The organism is Vibrio sp. B172a (assembly GCF_030248355.1).
In the GTDB taxonomy this organism is placed as follows: Bacteria; Pseudomonadota; Gammaproteobacteria; order Enterobacterales; family Vibrionaceae; genus Vibrio; species Vibrio owensii.
In genome coordinates this window covers 50,678-68,998 of sequence record NZ_JAHGAC010000035.1, presented here as the reverse complement: position 1 = coordinate 68,998, position 18,321 = coordinate 50,678, and the positions used below count along the sequence as shown (strand labels likewise).

The 18,321-nt window shown below is 44.6% G+C and carries 13 protein-coding genes; 3 read left to right on the top strand and 10 right to left on the bottom strand.

Features of this window, described 5'->3' with window-relative positions; translation table 11 throughout:
* Nucleotides 1-119 precede the first annotated feature (119 nt).
* The 7 genes from KIT90_RS24580 to KIT90_RS24550 all read right to left on the bottom strand — a co-directional run bounded on the left by KIT90_RS24580 (nucleotide 120) and on the right by KIT90_RS24550 (nucleotide 8,706).
* The gene (locus KIT90_RS24580; RefSeq protein ID WP_285379160.1) at nucleotides 120-1,223 is read right to left on the bottom strand and encodes a porin; all 1,104 of its coding nucleotides are present in this window, start codon (nucleotides 1,221-1,223) and stop codon (nucleotides 120-122) included.
* 26 nt (nucleotides 1,224-1,249) lie between these two features.
* The gene (locus tag KIT90_RS24575; RefSeq protein ID WP_285379159.1) at nucleotides 1,250-2,467 is read right to left on the bottom strand and encodes an aromatic amino acid transporter; all 1,218 of its coding nucleotides are present in this window, start codon (nucleotides 2,465-2,467) and stop codon (nucleotides 1,250-1,252) included.
* Between the two features lie 94 nt (nucleotides 2,468-2,561).
* Nucleotides 2,562-3,977: a tryptophanase gene (tnaA, locus tag KIT90_RS24570; RefSeq protein WP_285379158.1), complete on the bottom strand. Its 1,416-nt coding sequence runs from the start codon at nucleotides 3,975-3,977 to the stop codon at nucleotides 2,562-2,564.
* A 556-nt stretch (nucleotides 3,978-4,533) separates the two neighbouring features.
* Nucleotides 4,534-5,304 (bottom strand): sulfite exporter TauE/SafE family protein, encoded by a 771-nt coding sequence (locus KIT90_RS24565; protein WP_042601388.1) that lies wholly within the window; start codon nucleotides 5,302-5,304, stop codon nucleotides 4,534-4,536.
* 154 nt (nucleotides 5,305-5,458) lie between these two features.
* A complete protein-coding gene (locus tag KIT90_RS24560) occupies nucleotides 5,459-6,985 on the bottom strand; it encodes a tripartite tricarboxylate transporter permease (RefSeq protein ID WP_005451899.1) in 1,527 nt (508 codons plus the stop codon).
* Nucleotides 6,986-7,005: 20 nt separating this feature from the next.
* Nucleotides 7,006-7,500 carry a tripartite tricarboxylate transporter TctB family protein gene (locus KIT90_RS24555; protein WP_285379156.1) on the bottom strand — a complete coding sequence of 165 codons (495 nt, stop codon included), beginning with the start codon at nucleotides 7,498-7,500 and terminating at the stop codon, nucleotides 7,006-7,008.
* A gap of 228 nt (nucleotides 7,501-7,728) precedes the next feature.
* Nucleotides 7,729-8,706, bottom strand: coding sequence for a tripartite tricarboxylate transporter substrate binding protein (locus tag KIT90_RS24550; protein WP_009704382.1), 978 nt, complete (start codon nucleotides 8,704-8,706; stop codon nucleotides 7,729-7,731).
* Between the two features lie 284 nt (nucleotides 8,707-8,990).
* Between KIT90_RS24550 and KIT90_RS24545 the strand changes: the two genes are divergently transcribed.
* On the top strand, nucleotides 8,991-9,389 hold the full coding sequence (locus KIT90_RS24545; protein WP_285379154.1) for a GFA family protein: 399 nt from the start codon (nucleotides 8,991-8,993) through the stop codon (nucleotides 9,387-9,389).
* Between the two features lie 158 nt (nucleotides 9,390-9,547).
* Here the strand turns inward: KIT90_RS24545 and KIT90_RS24540 are convergent, their stop codons facing one another.
* Together KIT90_RS24540 and KIT90_RS24535 are read right to left on the bottom strand one after the other, a co-directional pair.
* Nucleotides 9,548-9,997 (bottom strand): N-acetyltransferase, encoded by a 450-nt coding sequence (locus tag KIT90_RS24540; RefSeq protein WP_285379152.1) that lies wholly within the window; start codon nucleotides 9,995-9,997, stop codon nucleotides 9,548-9,550.
* Nucleotides 9,998-10,089: 92 nt separating this feature from the next.
* Nucleotides 10,090-10,578 carry a prepilin-type N-terminal cleavage/methylation domain-containing protein gene (locus tag KIT90_RS24535; protein ID WP_285379151.1) on the bottom strand — a complete coding sequence of 163 codons (489 nt, stop codon included), beginning with the start codon at nucleotides 10,576-10,578 and terminating at the stop codon, nucleotides 10,090-10,092.
* A gap of 518 nt (nucleotides 10,579-11,096) precedes the next feature.
* Between KIT90_RS24535 and KIT90_RS24530 the strand changes: the two genes are divergently transcribed.
* Nucleotides 11,097-14,225, top strand: coding sequence for an HD domain-containing phosphohydrolase (locus KIT90_RS24530; protein ID WP_285379149.1), 3,129 nt, complete (start codon nucleotides 11,097-11,099; stop codon nucleotides 14,223-14,225).
* A gap of 207 nt (nucleotides 14,226-14,432) precedes the next feature.
* Entirely contained in the window at nucleotides 14,433-17,576 is a 3,144-nt protein-coding gene (locus KIT90_RS24525; RefSeq protein WP_285379476.1) for an HD domain-containing phosphohydrolase, read from the top strand.
* 26 nt (nucleotides 17,577-17,602) lie between these two features.
* Here KIT90_RS24525 and KIT90_RS24520 read toward each other — a convergent pair whose 3' ends face one another.
* Complete coding sequence (locus KIT90_RS24520) at nucleotides 17,603-18,319, bottom strand: protein kinase (RefSeq protein WP_285379474.1); 717 nt, start codon at nucleotides 18,317-18,319, stop codon at nucleotides 17,603-17,605.
* Nucleotides 18,320-18,321: the final 2 nt, after the last annotated feature.

Sequence of the window (18,321 nt, the reverse complement as noted above, 5' to 3'; positions counted from 1 at the left end):
AAACGCCATCGTAATTTGCGATGGCGTTTTTGTTTGGGTGCTATTTGAGCTTCTTGTTATTGAAGTATAAAGCAGAGGCTAATATTCAATACCTTTAGAGGTGGGTTCTCGAACGCTATTTAGAATGCATAAATGATAGTCATTCCGCTAAGCGTGTCATCTCTTTTCCCTGCTCCTAATCCATCTTCTTCTGTTGCTCTTACTTCCCCTGAAATGATGAATTGTGGTGTCGCGTGGTAGCTGATGCCGAATGAGTAGACATTGCGATTGCCGTTTACCTGCAGCGTTGAGTCATCGAAATCGACGTTAGATAGGTAAATGTAAGGACGAATACCCATAGCGAAGTAGTAGTGTGCGTATACGTCATAGGCATTTGCGTCAGCGTAAAGGTTGGGTTTACTTGTTGGCGCTGTACCATCAAATCCGTAACCGAACAAATCGGTTTCGTGTGCATTTTCCCCGATCGTATAGGCTGCCGATATTTGGAAGCCTTGGTTTACGTACTTTGCGGCAACAGTCGTCAGCTCTTGCAAATCGCCATCATTTAAACCACCAGAGCTACCTTCCACTTTGTTGCGCATATAGGTAGTTCCAAGGCTCAAACCAGAGTCAAAATCGTAGCTTAATGCGAGTGCTAGGTTGTTATCCCTAGTCAGCCCGCCCATTTGATTGCTCACGTTATTGAAGCCGTATTGAACTGATAGGTTCAATGCATCAAAGCTGTTGCGATAAACGACAAGATTATCACCGCGTGCCGTCGCTAAAAATCCACCGTCTTTTCCATCACTGAATAGTGGTGTTGCGTCTGGATCAAAAACGATGAGGTTGTCCATGTATCCTGCTACATCGTAATAAGCAGAATATTGCTTACCAATTCGCAAGCTACCTAACTCAGTGTGGTTGACGGAGATGTAACCCAAACGACTACGGAATTTATCTCCATTTTTGTTTCCAAACTCATTTGATGGTGGATTGAGAATCGTGTCCCACTCAAACTTAACGTCCGTAGACCACTTGTTATTGAGGGTACGTGCTACACCAATGTTCAATGTACTGCGACTAGTGTTAAAGAAGTGGTCAAGAAAATGAACAGGTTGGAAGTAGTCCATGAGAAATGCACCACCAATATCGACTTTGTTTACTTCGTCTTCATAAACAGTTACTGAATAAGCACTGTTAGAAAGTAGAACAGTGGAAGCGACAATAAGTAACTTAGTTTTCATCTTAAACTCCATTTCAAAATCTTTGTTTACTGGTTAATAAGGGTGGGTAGGAGATCCATCATCGACATGAAGTGGAAGGTGGCAGTAAGCAAACCAAACAGAAGCACCATGACGATCATTGTGTTGCCAAACGGGGTTTTAAATCCTTCTTGTCCACCCTCGAGTTGACGAGTTTTATAAACGAGTAAGGCCGGGATAAAACAAGTCCATATTGTTGCGGCAGCGCCTGCATATCCAATTGCTATGACGAATCCAAATGGGAATAAGAGGGATAAGATGAGTGGTGGAAGAAAGGTTACGAGACATGTTTTGGTGCGTCCTTGTCGTGTATCTGAAAACTTGAAAAGGTCAGCAAGGTAATCAAACAAACCTAGTCCCACACCAATGAAAGAAGAGAGAATCGCAGCCATTGAGAAGGCATTGATCGCATTGGAAACCTTATCTGAATCGATGACGGAATCTAACGCTGCGAGCAATGTTTCAACATTTCCGCCTTGTTCAATCACTGGAATAAACTCAGGACGAGGCAAATTACCATTAATACTCACGAGCCAAAGCACGTAGAGTGTAAACGCGATGCTTGTACCCCCGAGAATCGCAAACTTAGCGTGATATTCACATTTGTAATAAGCTCGCATGGTTGCTACCGAGTGATGGTAACCGAAGGAAGTTAACGCCACTGGCAACATCGCCATTGCGAAAGGCGCGTAATTTGTTTCTTTACTGATTTGGTCAAACAATATATTGGTATCTATATTTATCGCTAAACCTGATACACCAAATATAAAACTCAATATCATGAAGATAATCAGAATAACTGAAATTCTGTCTACCGCTCGTGTTGAATGCCAAACAAATAAAGAAAATATAACGACAAATAAAACAGAGGAAACTTTACTGTTAATACCAAGGATACCTTCAATGATCAGGCCTGATGACGTGATATAAGCATAAAGTAATATGCCTCCAACAAAGTAAACTGCGATATTATTTAGAATATTTACTTTATTGCCAAGAACGTCTTGTGTGACAGTATTAAAAGATACTTTTAAATCATATCGCTTAAAAGATTCTAAAAGCATCCATCCTGATATTGTCATCATGATCATGGTTACTAAAATGGCAATAATACTCCAAGTTGTCCAAGCACCGGCTCCAGCACTTGGTAATCCGAGCATTCCTGCACCTACGCAAACACTTGCAATTATACAAGCGCCGCCAAATAAGGACGGTTTCTTTTCCATGTTTATATTCCTGTAAATGAAATGAATAAACTCAAACCAAATAACGTGTAAGAAAGGAATCTCGCGCATCGAATTATCGATGCGCGAGTGTCTTTTAGACCTCTTTTAAGCGAGCGGTAAAGTGACGTAGTACTTTTGGTTCATAAGTGAAATCCAAGCCTTTTACGTTTTGAGCGTTCTCTTTCACTTTTTGGAAGGCTTCTATGACAAAGTCCATATGGGTTTGCGTGTAAGTAGCGCGAGGAATGGTAAGACGTAACAGTTCTGCGGGACACGGATGTTGTATGCCGGTAGCGGGATCTCGGCCAAGCAACAAAGAACCGATTTCAACCGCACGGATACCCGCAACTTTATACAGTTCGCAGGCGAGCGCATGAGCGGGGAACTGCTCTGAGGGGATGTGAGGGAGTAATTTTCCTGCATCAACAAATGCTGCATGGCCGCCCGCTTGTTGGCAGACTACGCCAATGGCTTCTAAGCCATCCACCAAATATTGGACTTGTCCAATGCGGTATTCTAACCATTCGGAGCGCATGCCATCATACAATCCAACAGCAAGGCGTTCCATGGCTCCCCCTTCTAAGCCACCGTAAGTCGGAAAACCTTCTTGAACAACACACAGTGTGCGACATTCCGTATAGACATCCATCATCGAATCATCTTTGAAACACAATAAGCCGCCCATTTGAACCATTGCGTCTTTTTTCGCAGACATCGCAAGGGCATCAGCGTATTTGTAAGTCTCTTTGGTGATCTCTGCGATGGTCCAGTCTTTATATTCAGGCTCACGTTGTTGTACAAAGTACGCATTCTCGGCGTAACGTGCTGAATCCATAATGACAGGGATGTCGTAGCGCTGAGCTATCTCATAAACGGCTTTTAGGTTGGCAATAGAAACAGGCTGACCACCGGCTGAGTTACATGTAATAGTGCTGACAATGTAGGGGACGTTTTCTGCTCCCGCTTCTAATATCGCATGTTCTAATTTCTCTAGGTCAAAGTTACCTTTGAAATCAGCGGTGACAGAGGTATCGAACGCATCTTCGGTATAAACATTTTTGGCTACGCAGCAATTCACTTGCGTATGGCCTTGCGTTGTGTCGAAGAAGTAATTGGACAAGGCCACCATTTTTGAGCGATCTAAGCCTTTTTCCTGCTCCCGCTTTTTGATGAGGACTGGGATGTAAATCTGCTCTGCACCGCGGCCCTGATGGGTCGGGATGGTCAGCTCGTAGCCGAAAATGTCTTTAACCGCGTTAGCTAGGGCATAGTAACTACGACTTCCGCTATACGCCTCATCACCCATCAACATTGCTGCTTGCATTTGTTGGGTAATAGCACCTGTACCACTGTCGGTGAGTAGGTCGATAAACACATCTTCACTATCGAGTAAGAATGGGTTCATGCCTGCTTTTTGAATGGCTTTTTCTCGGTATGCACGTGTAGTGGTTTTTACTGGTTCTACAACGCGAATGCGGAATGGTTCTGGCAAATGTTTGAAGTTTTCCATAATTAAGTCTCTTATTTTATATAGACGTGCGAAGCTAGCCTTTAATAGTGATGCTTATAAAGGAAGAGCTAAGAAAATAAATGTAATTGGGATCAACTAACCTTCTTACTGGTGGTTAGTAAGATGAGACTAAAGAATAGAAAAAAGAGGTAGGACAGATAATTTAAAGTCGTTGGTGTACCAAGCTATTGAGCTTGACCATAACTTTTCTTGGATCTGAATATACTTCATATTTAATCCTGTGAGTTACAGCAGTTAGACACGTTATTATGCTTACATAACTAATATAAATTAAAAATGTAAACGTACAATAATTGTGAGGTTGTTAATATATGCCATGAAAAAGTGCTATATACGTTCACATAATACATTATGTTATTATGCAAAGAGTTTCTATCATGATTTTTTAATGTATAACACTTTAGTTAATATTTTTTAGTGAAAACTATTTTAATTTAATATTCAGCTAATGTTCGTATAATTTACGGAGTTCTAAATTTAATTAAATAATGGCAACTAATTGCTTATCAAACTAAAGAAATAACCATGTTCTTTTTCACATATAAACATCAATAAAGAAGTAAATGGTAATCGCGATAGAAGAGAGGGCGACAAAGCCTTTTACGTGGCTGGGATTCAACTGGCGAGATACACGCGCTGCCAAGTAGCCCCCGACTAATGTGCCAACCATCACAACACTGCCTTTGGTCCAATCGATTGAACCGTTGGCCACAAAAATCACGATGGCAATCAGGGAAACACAGGTTGAAACCAGCAGCTTAAGCCCGTTCATTAAGTTGATGTCTTGGTGTCCTGCAACCACTAAATAACTCAACACGATCACGCCTAGTCCCGCGTTAAAGAAACCACCGTAAGCAGAAACTCCAACTAAAAGCAGGCTCAAAGCTATTACGCCTAAAATGCCTGCGTGTTTGGTCTCCTTGGTCAGAGATTTAATCAACGCGGTCATGCGTGAGCCAGTTAAAAACAGTACGGTTGCGAATAACAGTAGCCATGGAATCGCTTCAAGAAAAACAGATTCTGGCGTATTCAGCAGAAGATAAGCACCGACAGCGCCACCAATCAAACTGAAAGAGATAGTGAAAGCCAGTTCTTGCTTGTTCTTCATGATTTCTTCGCGAAAGCCGATTGCACCACTGATGTAACCTGCGCAAGAAGCATAGGTATTCGTCGCGTTCGCCATTATGGGAGGCACACCAACCGCCATCAATGCAGGGAAAGTAATGAAGCTACCACCACCGGCGACGGAGTTCATGATCCCACCAACGACGCCTGCAGCAAATAAGAGAGCAAATTCCAGCAGCATAAAAAGTCCTTCTTTGTTCTTATAATTTTTGTTTCTGAACGGTTAACACTACGCAACTCATCCAAAGAAATAAAGTAGCGATTAGTCCAAGAAAAAAGCCACCGCATAGGGTGGCTTGGTTTCAAAGGTCTATCTTGAGGGAGAGATAGAATGCTTATTGCTCAACTTTCACTGGCTGTGCTTTAAGCTTTTGAAAGAGTTTTACAAACAGTGGACTGCCAAGTACCAATACCGCGAGTACTGTAAATGTCAGTGTGATTGGGCGTTCCCATAAGAAGCTCAGTTCACCGTCGGAAATCATCAATGCACGGCGCAGGTTCTCTTCCATTAATCCACCAAGGATAAAGCCAAGCAACAGCGGTGCGAGAGGGAAGTTTGCCAACCTTAGTGCGATGGCAGCCATTGCCACAAGTAACATCACAAACACGTCCATGGTGTTGAAAGAAACCAGATACACACCTGTGATGGAGAAGAACAGAATCATCGGTAGCAACACGGTTCTTGGTACTGCAAGTAGCTTTGAGATGTATGGGATCAGCGGAAGGTTAAGAATCACCAACACAATGTTGCCGAAGTACATGGAGATAATTACCGACCAGAACACATCTGGATGCTCAACAAACAGACGAGGACCCGGTTGAATACCGTAAGCGATTAATGCTCCTAGCATGATTGCAGTTGTACCAGAACCCGGAATACCAAGAGTGAGTAGGGGAACGAAAGAACCACTTGATGCCGCGTTGTTCGCTGATTCTGGAGCCACCAAACCTCGGATGCTGCCTTTACCAAATTGTTCTTTTTTATCCTTTGGAGCCAGATTACGTTCCATGCCGTAACTTAAGAAGGCGGCAATGGTTGCACCTGCCCCCGGAAGAACACCAGTAAAGAAGCCAAGGATTGAAGAGCGAATAGAAACTGGCGCTACTTCTTTGATTTCTTCCTTGGTGACTTTCATCGAGCCAATGTTGCTCAGCTTATCTTGTTCTTCATCACGTGTGTCCTCGGAAGGCTTCAAAATGCCCATCAAAGTTTCGCCAAGCGCAAAGGTCGCCATCGCCAACAATAGGAAGCTGAAACCATCCATCAAATCTGTCAGACCAAAGGTGAAGCGTTCGACACCGACGCCTTTATCAATACCGACAGTAGACAACATTAAGCCCAGAATGGTCATCATCCATGCTTTTATTACTTGTCCTTTACCTGCGAACGCAGCCACGGCAGATAAGCCAAGAAGCATTAGCGCAAAGTAGTCTGAAGATTGGAAGCTTAGCGAGACGTTAGCCAGTGCTGGTGCCGCCACAAGCAGCATGATTGCTGAAAGCGTGCCACCAGTGAAAGAAGAGTAAGCCGCCAGTGCAAGTGCTTTGCCTGCTTGTCCTTTCTGTGCCATTGGGTAGCCATCAAACGCGGTGACTACAGTTGAAGAACAACCCGGCGCGTTGATAAGAATAGAAGACGTTGAGCCGCCAAATACCGCACCATAGTAAACACCTGCCATCAGAATCAGACCCGAAGACGGATCCAAACCATAGGTGATAGGGATCATCAGAGCGATGGCAGAAATAGGACCAAGCCCCGGTAGCATGCCGATAAACGTACCGACAAAACAGCCAACAATCACCATCATGATGTTCATTGGCATCACGGCGGTGGATAAACCTTGTAGAATTCCATCTAACATAATTCAGTCCTTTCTTTTGACTACCAGATGGTGAAAATCAGACCAGGCTCAAGGTAGATATCCAGACCTTGAGTGAGCAACAAGTAAAACGCGATAACGAACGGGAATGAGGCGCCGAACAACACCGATTTACGTCGTTCGCCAAGAAGGTAAAAGCCCGCAAGCAGGAAGAATCCCGTCGCTAATACAAAGCCGATGTAAGTCAAAGCCAGACCATAAAGCGCCATCAAAACTAAAAAGGCGATGAGCAATTTCCAGTTGAATGACATCACAGCGCCGCTTTGTTTATCGGGCTGACCAGTGACCAATAGCATTAGCGCTAAACCAATCCCGACGTAGGTCAGAATGGTTGGTAAGGTGCGAGCCGTGAAGGGTTCGTATTCATCCCCGGGAAAGAGGGGGATTTGCGTAGTTTGGTAGCCATAACATAGGCAAAACAACAAAAAGATCATCGCACCGACACGATCGCGGCACAGCAAATTCTCTTTGGTAAAAATATTGGTTGAATGAGACATATCCAACTCCTAGAACAACAGGAAAAGACCGTATATGGGCGTTAATGAAGAAGGACTAAGTCATTAACAATTAAGCGCATCGCTGCTAGTCGAGTTACTTAGTGTTTACCAATCAATAAACAAAGGAGTTTTTACTTGTCGAATATCGACAATGCCCATATACGGTGAAATTAGAGTGCAAATACAACTGGGGTTAGGGATAGCTAACCCCATAAACTCGGATGGGAGTTATTGCTTCTTAAGGAAACCTAATTCACGCATTAGATCGCCCATTTGCTGCTCTTGCTCTTCTAGGAACGCGAAGAACTCTTTATCCGCTTTGTAGTTGTCAATCCAACCATTGCGGTCACGAACAACTTGCCATTCGTCCGTTTTGTACATTTTGGTCAGAGCTGCGTTCCATTCGTCGAGCTTGGCTTGGCTTGTACCAGGAGCGGCAAAGAAACCACGCCAGTTCGCGAACACAGTCTCATTGCCATATTCTTTTAGGGTAGGGATGTTTGGTGCAGCGTCTAGACGTTTTGGTGCCGTAATCGCCAGTACTTTTACCTGACCAGATTTCGACATCTCTAGCACTTCTCCAAGACCGGTTGAAAGCAATTGTGTTTCGCCAGATAGAAGTGCTGCCATTGCTTTGCCGCCAGCATCGTACGCGATGTAGCGAACTTTACGCGCGTCAAAACCTTCGCCTTTAAATGCGGCTGCGACAACTAGGTGATCCATCGAGCCACGAGCAGAACCGCCAGCGATTTTTACTTTACGTGGGTTAGATTCGAAATCTTTGACCACATCTTCCCATGTGTTGTACTTCGAATCCGCGGAAGTCACGATAGCGCCGTAGTCAGCAATCGTTGCGGCTACTGGCGTCAGATCTCGGAAAGATTGCGGGAAAATACCCGTCAGTGAGCGAACAACGATTGGGGTTGAATTGACCATCAGTGTATCAGGTTGGCGCTCAGCGGTTTCGATGAGGTGTGCAATGGCTTTACCACCACCGCCACCAGAGAGGTTTTGGAAAGAGACATTCTCAACGATGTCGGATTTAACCAGAACATCACCTGTGCCACGAGCTGTCATATCCCAACCGCCACCAGCACCACCAGGGATTAGGAAATGGAGTTTTTCAACATCAGCAGCAAAAGCGTGGAAAGAAAATGAGGCTGCAATGATGGATGCGGCGAGCGTTGGTTTGAGTACCTTTAACATGTTTCACGTTCCTTATGTTGGTGACTCTCTTGTTTTGAAGAGTCTTATTATTTGTTCTCCTAACGAGGTAGGGAGACTCGCTAGTGATGAGCTAAAGGTTAATAAGGTGTTAACGTGATGTCTCTAATGCGTAGATAAAGAGAATATTGAGCATAAGCGACATTTTGTTCATAAAGTTCACGCAAACATGCCGGCCGGAGAATGTGGTGAAAGACTAGGTTGGTCACATCAATTAAGAGTCTAAAACCGTCATAATGATGGAGATTGAATAGGGAGGAACAGCGATGAAAGGAACATGTTTATGTGGCGCTATTGAAGTGACCGCACCCAAACACAATGAAGTGAGCTTTTGCCATTGCGATATGTGTCGAAAGTGGTCAAGTGGGCCTCTGCATGCGGTGCATTGCGGCCCCGGTGTGACATTTAGTGGTGCTGAGCCTAAACGCTATCAATCATCCCAATGGGCAGTACGAGGTTTTTGTGCTGAATGCGGCACGAACATCTATTACCATTTATTGGCAACGGATGAATACATTCTTTCCGCCGGGTTATTTAATGAGCCAGATTTCAAATTGAGTTTAGAAATATTCACCGATGAGAAGCCTGCGTACTATGATCTGCAGCCACACAGTAAGAAAATGACAGCTCAAGAAGTGTTTGACCAATATGCGCCAGAAGAGTAGATAATCATGAAGTTACTTTGGTTAAAGATATTACTGACGGTAGCGGTATTTGCTGGTTTGTTTTTGATTGTCTATCAGCAAGTACAAAGTGGCGTAAGTTGAACATAAAAAGCCGAGTACAACTCGGCTTTTCGCTTTTTGCTCACGTGCGGGTTTGATTACTTAAGCATGTGAACATAGTTATAAAACTCGACATCGCGTACGTAACCGTGTTTCTCATACACAGATTGAGCGGCTTTGTTGTCTATGCCTGTGCTTAACATAACAAAGGCAGAGTCGGTCTCTTTTGCCAGTTGGTCTGCTTGTTCCAATAAGCGTTCACCAATCCCTCGTTTTCTCTGGGATGAATCCACATACAAATCGTAGAGAAGCCAAATCTTTTTCATTTCTAACGAACAGAAGAGTGGATAAAGCTGCGCAAAACCAAGCGTTTGCCCACTTTCATCAGTTGCGTAGTACACGACTGATTCTTCATTCTCAATACGAGCTTTGGTAAAAGCCTCGGGATCTTTACCTGAAACATCGACTTGGTAGAACTCAAGATACTTCAGGTAAAGAGGGGTAATTTTCGCAACGTCAGAGGCGTCTGCTTTTTTTACAACGATCATAATAAAACCTCAAAGGCATACAGGACGTTAGCAAGCATACGCCTAATGTGCAGTAAGGCTTTCCGGTAATCTAATCTCTCTAAAATGATGAGCTAACAATAGTCGTAGAATTTACTCACTTTCAGCTCCTCCATGGCCACGATGCCTTCTACATCGAAAGCCGTGAAGGGACGATGAATATTGATAAAACAGCCCGAATCTCGGATTTGTTGTAGGGATTTCTCCTTACCTAAATAGACCAGCAATGAAGGTGTTTCAGTCGAGCCCGTATTGGCAAGATTAAACCCATCGATTTGCATTGCATTCGCCACGTTAAAATCATCCAACGCGAGTGAACCCATTCGAATATAAATGTCATGCTCTGACAGTTTTGCCAACGGTTCCTTTTCAACCCCTTGTATTTTGGCCTTGGTCATCACGACCTCATTGGTGGCATGAAAAGCACCAACGAAAGCTTCTAGGGTATTGATTCGAGCCTCGCGTTGCATTTGCATCATCTTAGGTGCAGAAAACAGTCCAATGATCGCCAGTACCACAACCGCAACCACCACTTCCGTTAGGGTGAATCCTTTTTGTTTCATAGAGATTTCTTATAAATGGGGTGTAAGACAAAAGAGGCGACATGGTAGCGAGCGAAGTGCTCAGGATAAATTTGAGATGAACGATTGTTTCAACAGATAAAACCTATCAGTGCTTCTTCTCACCCAAATACAAGCGATGCTTTTTTTCTTATTTTCACGACAAGCAGCGTGTCTTCATTCCCACTAGTATAAATATTGAGCTTATTAGAAAGGTGGTGTCGATGTAGGTGTTGTCTGGTTTTGTGAATGCCTTTTGAAGAATGGATTTGCTTGCGATATGCATCAAAAAATAATCGCTGTTAGCCATCAATTTGAGTCAATTAACAAGTAATAAATTTGGTTCTGTGAAGGACAATCTTATTTATCGGATCGTTTTAAACATAGGTTTTGCAAAATTGATAGCAAATATTACGTTGTATAAGTCTACGCTTATGTATGGGGTTATTTAGTATTTTGATAGTAAATGGTGATGTAAAGCCGACAGTTTTGGCACTTTATGGTGATGCCGGGGCGCAAGAATGAAACGCAGTTCTGAGCTAAAAAGTAAATATTCAATCAAGTTCATTGTAAGTAGCATGTTCATGTTAGTGACGGCACTTACGGCGATCTTTGCTATGGGTATGCAGTATTACTTTGGGCAGAAAATGTCGCAGGAGCACGTCATCTCAAGGTTGAGTACGGCGGCGGCAGATGTAAGTGAATACATTCACCAAGTCGATAGCAATGCGATCAGCAGTACAAGAATGCTCAAGAGCTTTCTTTCTATGTCTGACCACAACTTTTCTGAAAAAGAAATTCTCACCTTGTTTGCTCAAGTTTTGGATGAAAACCCGTTCATTCAAAGCTTGTATGTGGGTAGCGAGAATGAAGATTTCTTTCAAATCATCAACCTAAAAACCTCGGTAACGATTCGCGACAAGATGAGCGCCGATGCGGTAGATCGCTGGGCCATCGCTAAAGCCACTGGCATCGGTCCGGATAGACAAATGATCGTGTCGTACGTGGACAGCAACTTTAATGTGAACCGAACCGTTGCGAGCAAAACGTCATTTTATCCTACCCGCCGACCATGGTTTATCGGGGCGACAGAAACAAACGTCTATAAGACCGAACCTTACCTGTTTAAAAACATGAAGGTTACGGGGCAGAGCTATGCGATCCGCAGTGGTAAAGATGTTATCGGTATCGATATTGAACTGTCGACACTGAACTCGAAAATCGCTTCAACTGCGCTGGGTATGAGTTTAGAAAGTGGGGCAGAGTCTTTTATCTTCAACCATAAGGGTGAAGTGATCGCGTCGAACATCGATCTAGAACGCGATATCGAAGTGCCACCGTCTGAACCATTAGTGCTGACTGAGCCTCAACGTGCGCTTGTGATGAACTCACCTGCATTATTGGTTTCGAACCAAAACGACTGGGGACCTTATGATTTTTCTCAAGCTGGTGAACCGCAAGGTTATGCCGTCGATTTATTGAGAATTCTCTCTCAACAAACCGGCTTAGAGTTCGATTTTATCAATGGTTTTGAATCGATCACGCTTTCGAAAAAGTACTTGAGAGGCACCATTGATGTCCTGCATTCCGTGTCTGGAGAAGTGCCTGAGTACGGCGAGCAAAGCGCTACCATGTACACCGCAGACTTGGCGATAGCAGGGAAAAGCCAACGTTTCATTCCTATTTCTCTTGAAAATTTCACTGATGAAGTGGGCGTTGTTTGCGGGTTTGGCATGAAGGAGTGGTTACAAGAAAACTACCCTAAGCTGAACATCGTTGAATTTGAAAGCTTAAGTGATGCAAAAGAAGCGCTAGAGAAAGGCGAGATCCCATATTTGGTTGATACCTATTTGACGTTAGATGAACTCAATGGCTTGGAGAAAACATCGACCGTCACGGTAAGAAAGCTGGATGCGAAGCCTGTGCCTTATCACATTTACATTAACCAAAAGCACGCGGGTTTGTTAGAGGTGCTCAATCTTGCTATTGAGTCAATTACACCGGAGCAAAGAGAAGCATTAACGCAAAAATGGCTGGAATCAAACCATTGGCGCGGAACGTTTGTGCCATACCCAGAAGTATTTCAACTGTCGAAAGATACGTCTAACTACAACACCATGGTGAGACGAAGCATTGAAGGGCAAAACTACTTTGTTTATGTCACGCCAATCTCAAGCTCCAGCGGCGGTGATGACTACTTTTCGGTGGTGATTCCGAAAGAAATCGTTACCGATGCAGTAACAAAGCGTTTGTTTAACTCGTTGTTGTTTACAGCGCTAGTCATGTTGGGTCTTTTCCCTCTTGCATGGCGACTCGGCACACCAATGACGCGCTCAATTTACGCGCTGAAAGCAAGAACGAGAAAGATCCGTGCTCGTCGCTTCGATAAAGTGTGGCCGATGACGACGCGAGTAAAAGAGATTGATGAACTCTCAGATGCCATGATGGAAATGGTGGCCGAGATTCAGTCACACGAGAAGCAGCAAGAAGAGTTTGTTGAAGCCTTTATTCGCCTTATCGCACAAGCGATCGATGACAAGTCTCCATACACTGCAGGGCATTGTAACCGAGTGCCAGAAATCGGCATGATGCTAGCGGAAGCGGCTGAAAAATGTCAAAGCGGTAAATTCAAAAACTTCGCCTTCCAAAATGACGCAGAGCGAAGAGAGTTCCGTATCGCGGCTTGGTTGCACGACTGCGGCAAAATCACCACGCCAGAGCACATCGTTGATAAAGGCACCAAGCTAGAGGCGAACTACAACCGAATCAATGAAATTCGCACTCGATTTGAAGTGTTACGCAGAGACCTAGAGATCGAATACCTAAACGCCTTGTTACGTGGTGAGGTAGACAAAGACGCAGCAAAATCCGAGTTTGAAGAAAAAGTACTTCAGCTCAACGATGACTTTGAGTTTATCGCCAATGCAAACATTGGTGGTGAGTTCATGAGTGAAGATAAGATCGAGCGCGTGAAGCAAATTGCTGAGAAAACGTGGTTACGATACTTTGATGACCGCTTAGGTTTGTCACCATTTGAAGAAATGAACAAGCCAACTTCTAATACGCAGCTGCCTGTTAGGGAAAAACTGTTGGAAGACAAGCCAGAACATATCATCAAGCGTATTCGCCCTGTTGAGTTTGCGCCGGAGCATGGCATTCAAATGCAAGTGCCGGAGCATCAGTACAACATGGGTGAAGTCTATAACCTGACGATTTCTCGCGGTACGCTGACACCAGAAGATCGCTTCAAAATCAATGAACACATGATCAGTGGCATTAAGATGCTAGAGGCCTTGCCATTCCCACCAGAGCTAAGCAATGTTCCACGTTATGCGTCTACTCACCACGAGACGCTGAAAGGGACAGGATACCCTCGTAAGTTGAGTGCGGATGACTTGTCGATTCCAGAGCGCATCCTAGTGATTGCTGACATTTTTGAGGCATTAACGGCGGGAGACCGACCTTACAAGAAAGCGAAGCCAGTGAGTGTGGCTATCGATATCATGTATAAGATGGCGTTGGATGAGCACTTGGATATGGACCTGTTCTTGTTGTTCCTAGAGAGCGGCGTTTACCTCGAATACGCGAAGAAGTTTATGCCAGAAACGCAAGTGGACGAGGTTGATATTCAAAAGTATCTCTCTCACTGAATCACAATGGTTTAACCCTCCCAAAAACATCAGCTAAGAGCGGTACTTCGGTATCGCTCTTTTTTATTGCGTAAAAGTGATCTCTGGCTTGTATGCGACGCAAGTCTCTGAAAAATATCTACTAGACTTGAAAAGTATATGCTTCAGGTTGCTTTGATAAAGCGAATTGCTGAGTTTGTTGTTGAAGCCATCGGAGGGCTTTATCGCGTGAAGACTAAATCTGGTACCCCTCGTAAATTTTCGATTAAATTCACCGTCGGGAGTTTGTTTGTTATTGCTACGGCGGTGACGGCGCTACTTGGACTCGGAATGCAGTATTACTTCGGCAAACAGATGTCGGAAGAACATATCCTGACTCGTTTAACCATGACCGCCAAAGACGTCAGTAATCATATCCATCAAATTGATGCCAGTGCGACCAGCAGTGCGGGTATCTTGCGCAGTGTAGCGGACTTCAGTGATACGCAGTTCAGCGTGGATGAAATCCAACGAGTGTTCGTTCAAGCGCTCATCGACAATCCCGTTTTTTACAGTATCTATTTTGCCAATAACAACGAGTACTTCTTCCAAGTCATCAACTTGGAATCGTCCCCGGAAGTTAGAGGAAAGATAGGGGCTACGGCCAATGAGCGCTGGGTCATCATCACCATCAAAGGTGACGGCGAGGCGCGAATGCGGCAAACCATGTATTACTCGGAATCGCTTGAGGTTGTCCGTCAAACAGAACAGAAAAGTAACTTTTATCCATCTCGCCGACCTTGGTTTGCGGGTGCCTCAAGAGACATCGTTTACAAAACCGATCCTTATCTGTTTCAACACCTGAAAATCACCGGGCAGTCTTACTCTGTGCGCAGTAAAGGCGCCGTTATTGGCGTAGATACGGTGCTTTCTTCACTGAGTGAAAAGATCAGCGCAACCGAACTTGGAATGAAGAAGGATGATGGTGTTGAAGCGTTTATATTCAACAATCGTGGTGAAGTGGTCGCGTCCAGCATCAACGTTTTTCACGAAGTAGATATTCCTGAATCATCGCTTTTGGCATTAAGCGAACAACAAAAAGCCTTGCTAGATGGCCGTGAGTTTGTGGTTTCGAATCAAAACGACTGGGGACCTTACGACTACACCCAGAGCGGTGAACCAGGTGGTTATGCTGTTGATGTACTCAATCTGGTTTCGCAGAAAACGGGCATGACGTTAGAGTTCGTTAATGGTTTTAGCTCAAGAGAGTTGGAAAAGAAATACCGCAAGGGAGAGATTGATATCCTCCAACCTGTGCTTGGCGCACCGCCAGAGTTAGGGATCAAAAGTGATCCTCTGTTCATAGGGCAGCTTGCGATTGCGACGAAAACTGCCAATCTAATGCCTAAGTCGTTGACGGAATTGGGCGATGACAGTATTGGTGTGGTGGCGGGTTTTGGCATGAAAGAATGGCTACTTGAGCGCTACCCGTCACTGAATATTATCGAACAGCCGAATCTCGATTTAGCAAAACGAGCACTGCACATGGGTGACATTCAGTACCTTGTAGACACTTACTTAACCATGGTTGAGATGAAGCGGTTGGTGAAGCTGACCGATATTCATGTCGGGTTGCTCGACGCGCCACCGTTAGAGTTTTCTCTGTTTATGAAGGAGAAAGATAAAGACGTGGTTGAGCTTATCAACCAAGCGATCGCGGCGATTTCACCGGAGCAAAAAGTAGCGTTGCAAGAGAAGTGGCTCAAACCTCATCAATGGAGGGGGAGTTTTGCTCCGTATCCAGAGGTCTACGAGTTGGCGATTCAGAAGGACAAACACGACCTAATGAACAAAGTGACCATTGATGGTGAAAGCCGATTCCTCTATCTCACTAAGCTGCATTCTACTCGTGGTACGAGCGATTACTTTGCTGTGATCGTTTCTGGTCAAGTAGTGACTGATGCGGTGACAAGTCGATTGTCTAAAGCGATTGCTATTACGGCGTTTGCAATGATGATTCTCTTCCCATTGGCGTGGAGAGTGGGTTCGCCAATCGTGCGCCCAATTGTTGCGCTGCGAAAAGAGACCATCAAAATCAAAGATCGTCAGTTTGATAAACTCGTCCCGGTAGAAACGCGTATCAAAGAAGTTTCTGATTTGTCCGATTCGGTCACTGAAATGACGCGAGAGATTCAGCATCACGAGCAACAGCAAGAAGAGTTTGTTGAAGCCTTTATTCGCCTTATTGCGCAAGCGATCGATGACAAGTCTCCTTATACTGCGGGGCACTGTAATCGTGTTCCAGAAATTGGTTTGATGCTGGCAGAGGCAGTAGAGAAGTGCGACACCGGTAAGTTCAAAGACTTTAAGTTCAACAATGACGATGAACGACGTGAATTCCGTATCGCGGCTTGGTTACATGATTGTGGCAAGATCACCACGCCAGAACACATCGTTGATAAAGGCACTAAGTTAGAAGCCAATTACAACCGCATCAATGAAATTCGCACTCGTTTCGAAGTACTAAGGCGAGACGCTGAGGTGGAAATGTGGAAGTCGATATCTACTGGTGAACTGTCAAAAGAAGAGGCGCAAGCCAAGTTCGACCAACGAGTTGCGCAGTTGGATGAAGACTTCCGATTTGTTGCCAACGCCAACGTGGGTGGTGAGTTCATGAGTGGCGATAAGATTGAGCGCATTAAACAAATCGCCCAACAAACTTGGTTGCGTCACTATGATGATCATCTTGGCCTTTCTCCATTTGAAGAAATGATTAAGCCAAAATCAGATGTGACGCTACCCGTGGTTGAAAACCTTTTAGCAGATAAGCCTGACCATATTATTGAGCGCGTTCGCCCAATGGAATTTGCTCCGGAGCATGGCATTAAGGTGCAAGTGCCGGAGCATCAATATAACTTGGGTGAAGTGTACAACCTGACCATTTCCCGCGGGACGTTAACACCAGAAGACCGTTTCAAAATTAACGAGCACATGATCAGTGGGATCAAAATGCTCGGGGCACTGCCATTCCCTCCGGAGTTAAGTAACGTACCGCGTTACGCTTCGACTCACCATGAGACGTTGAAAGGCACAGGTTATCCGCGTCGGTTGAGTGCAGATGATTTATCAACCCCAGAACGCATCTTAGTGATTGCGGATATTTTTGAAGCGTTAACCGCAGGGGATCGACCTTACAAGAAAGCCAAGCCAGTGAGCGTTGCGGTCGACATCATGTACAAAATGGCACTGGACGAGCATTTGGATATGGATTTGTTCTTGTTGTTCTTAGAAAGCGGAGTTTACCGTGACTATGCCAACAAGTTTATGCCAGCCGAACAGGTTGATGAGGTGGATATTGAAAAGTATCTGAAGTCGAAATCATCAGACGCGTAAGCCAGAGAGCTTAGAGCGTTGAATACCTACAGCTTCAAAGAGTGGCGCATTCGTTGCCACTCTTTTTGTATCAGAACTTGGTAGCGTGTTGGTAAATCAATGTTGCTTGGGGCAGGTAGCAATTCTGCCGCTTCTTGTAGCGAGAGACCGGCAAAGGGATGTTGATCGTGACAACTGAGCAAGGTCATGGCCAAGGCATAAAAATCATCGTTCTTACTTGCCTGACCGATACGCAGACAAGGGCGTGTCGCACTGTAGGCTCGGCTAACGGTGGTATGTGAATGCTCTCGATATTTAGCCTCAACTCGAATCACACTGCCAAAGTCGATAAGCCGAACTTGGTTATTTGGCGTCACGATGACGTTATGTGGCTTGATATCGCCATGCAGATATCCCGTTTTATGTAGGTTTAGCAAAGCGAATTCAAGCTTGGTTATTATGTCTTGAGGTAATAAATCGGGTTCTATCGCGTTAAGTGTTTTGCCTTCTAGATATTGGCTCATTAACCAGTCGGCGTGGTTCTGTGAGCCGTAACCATGAAAGTTCGCCCAGTAATCCGATGCATATTTGGATAGAAAATCCGCTTCCGCCATCAAGGCCCGTTTCTCAGCCAAGCTGCGTGCTACCTTGATGACCACCGTGCCATACAGTTTGTGCTCGCACTGAAACACGCTTTCGCTCAAAGGTGCTACATAAGTAACGCCACAGGCTCTAAACAGGGTTTGATTGGCGAACGTGTTCATCA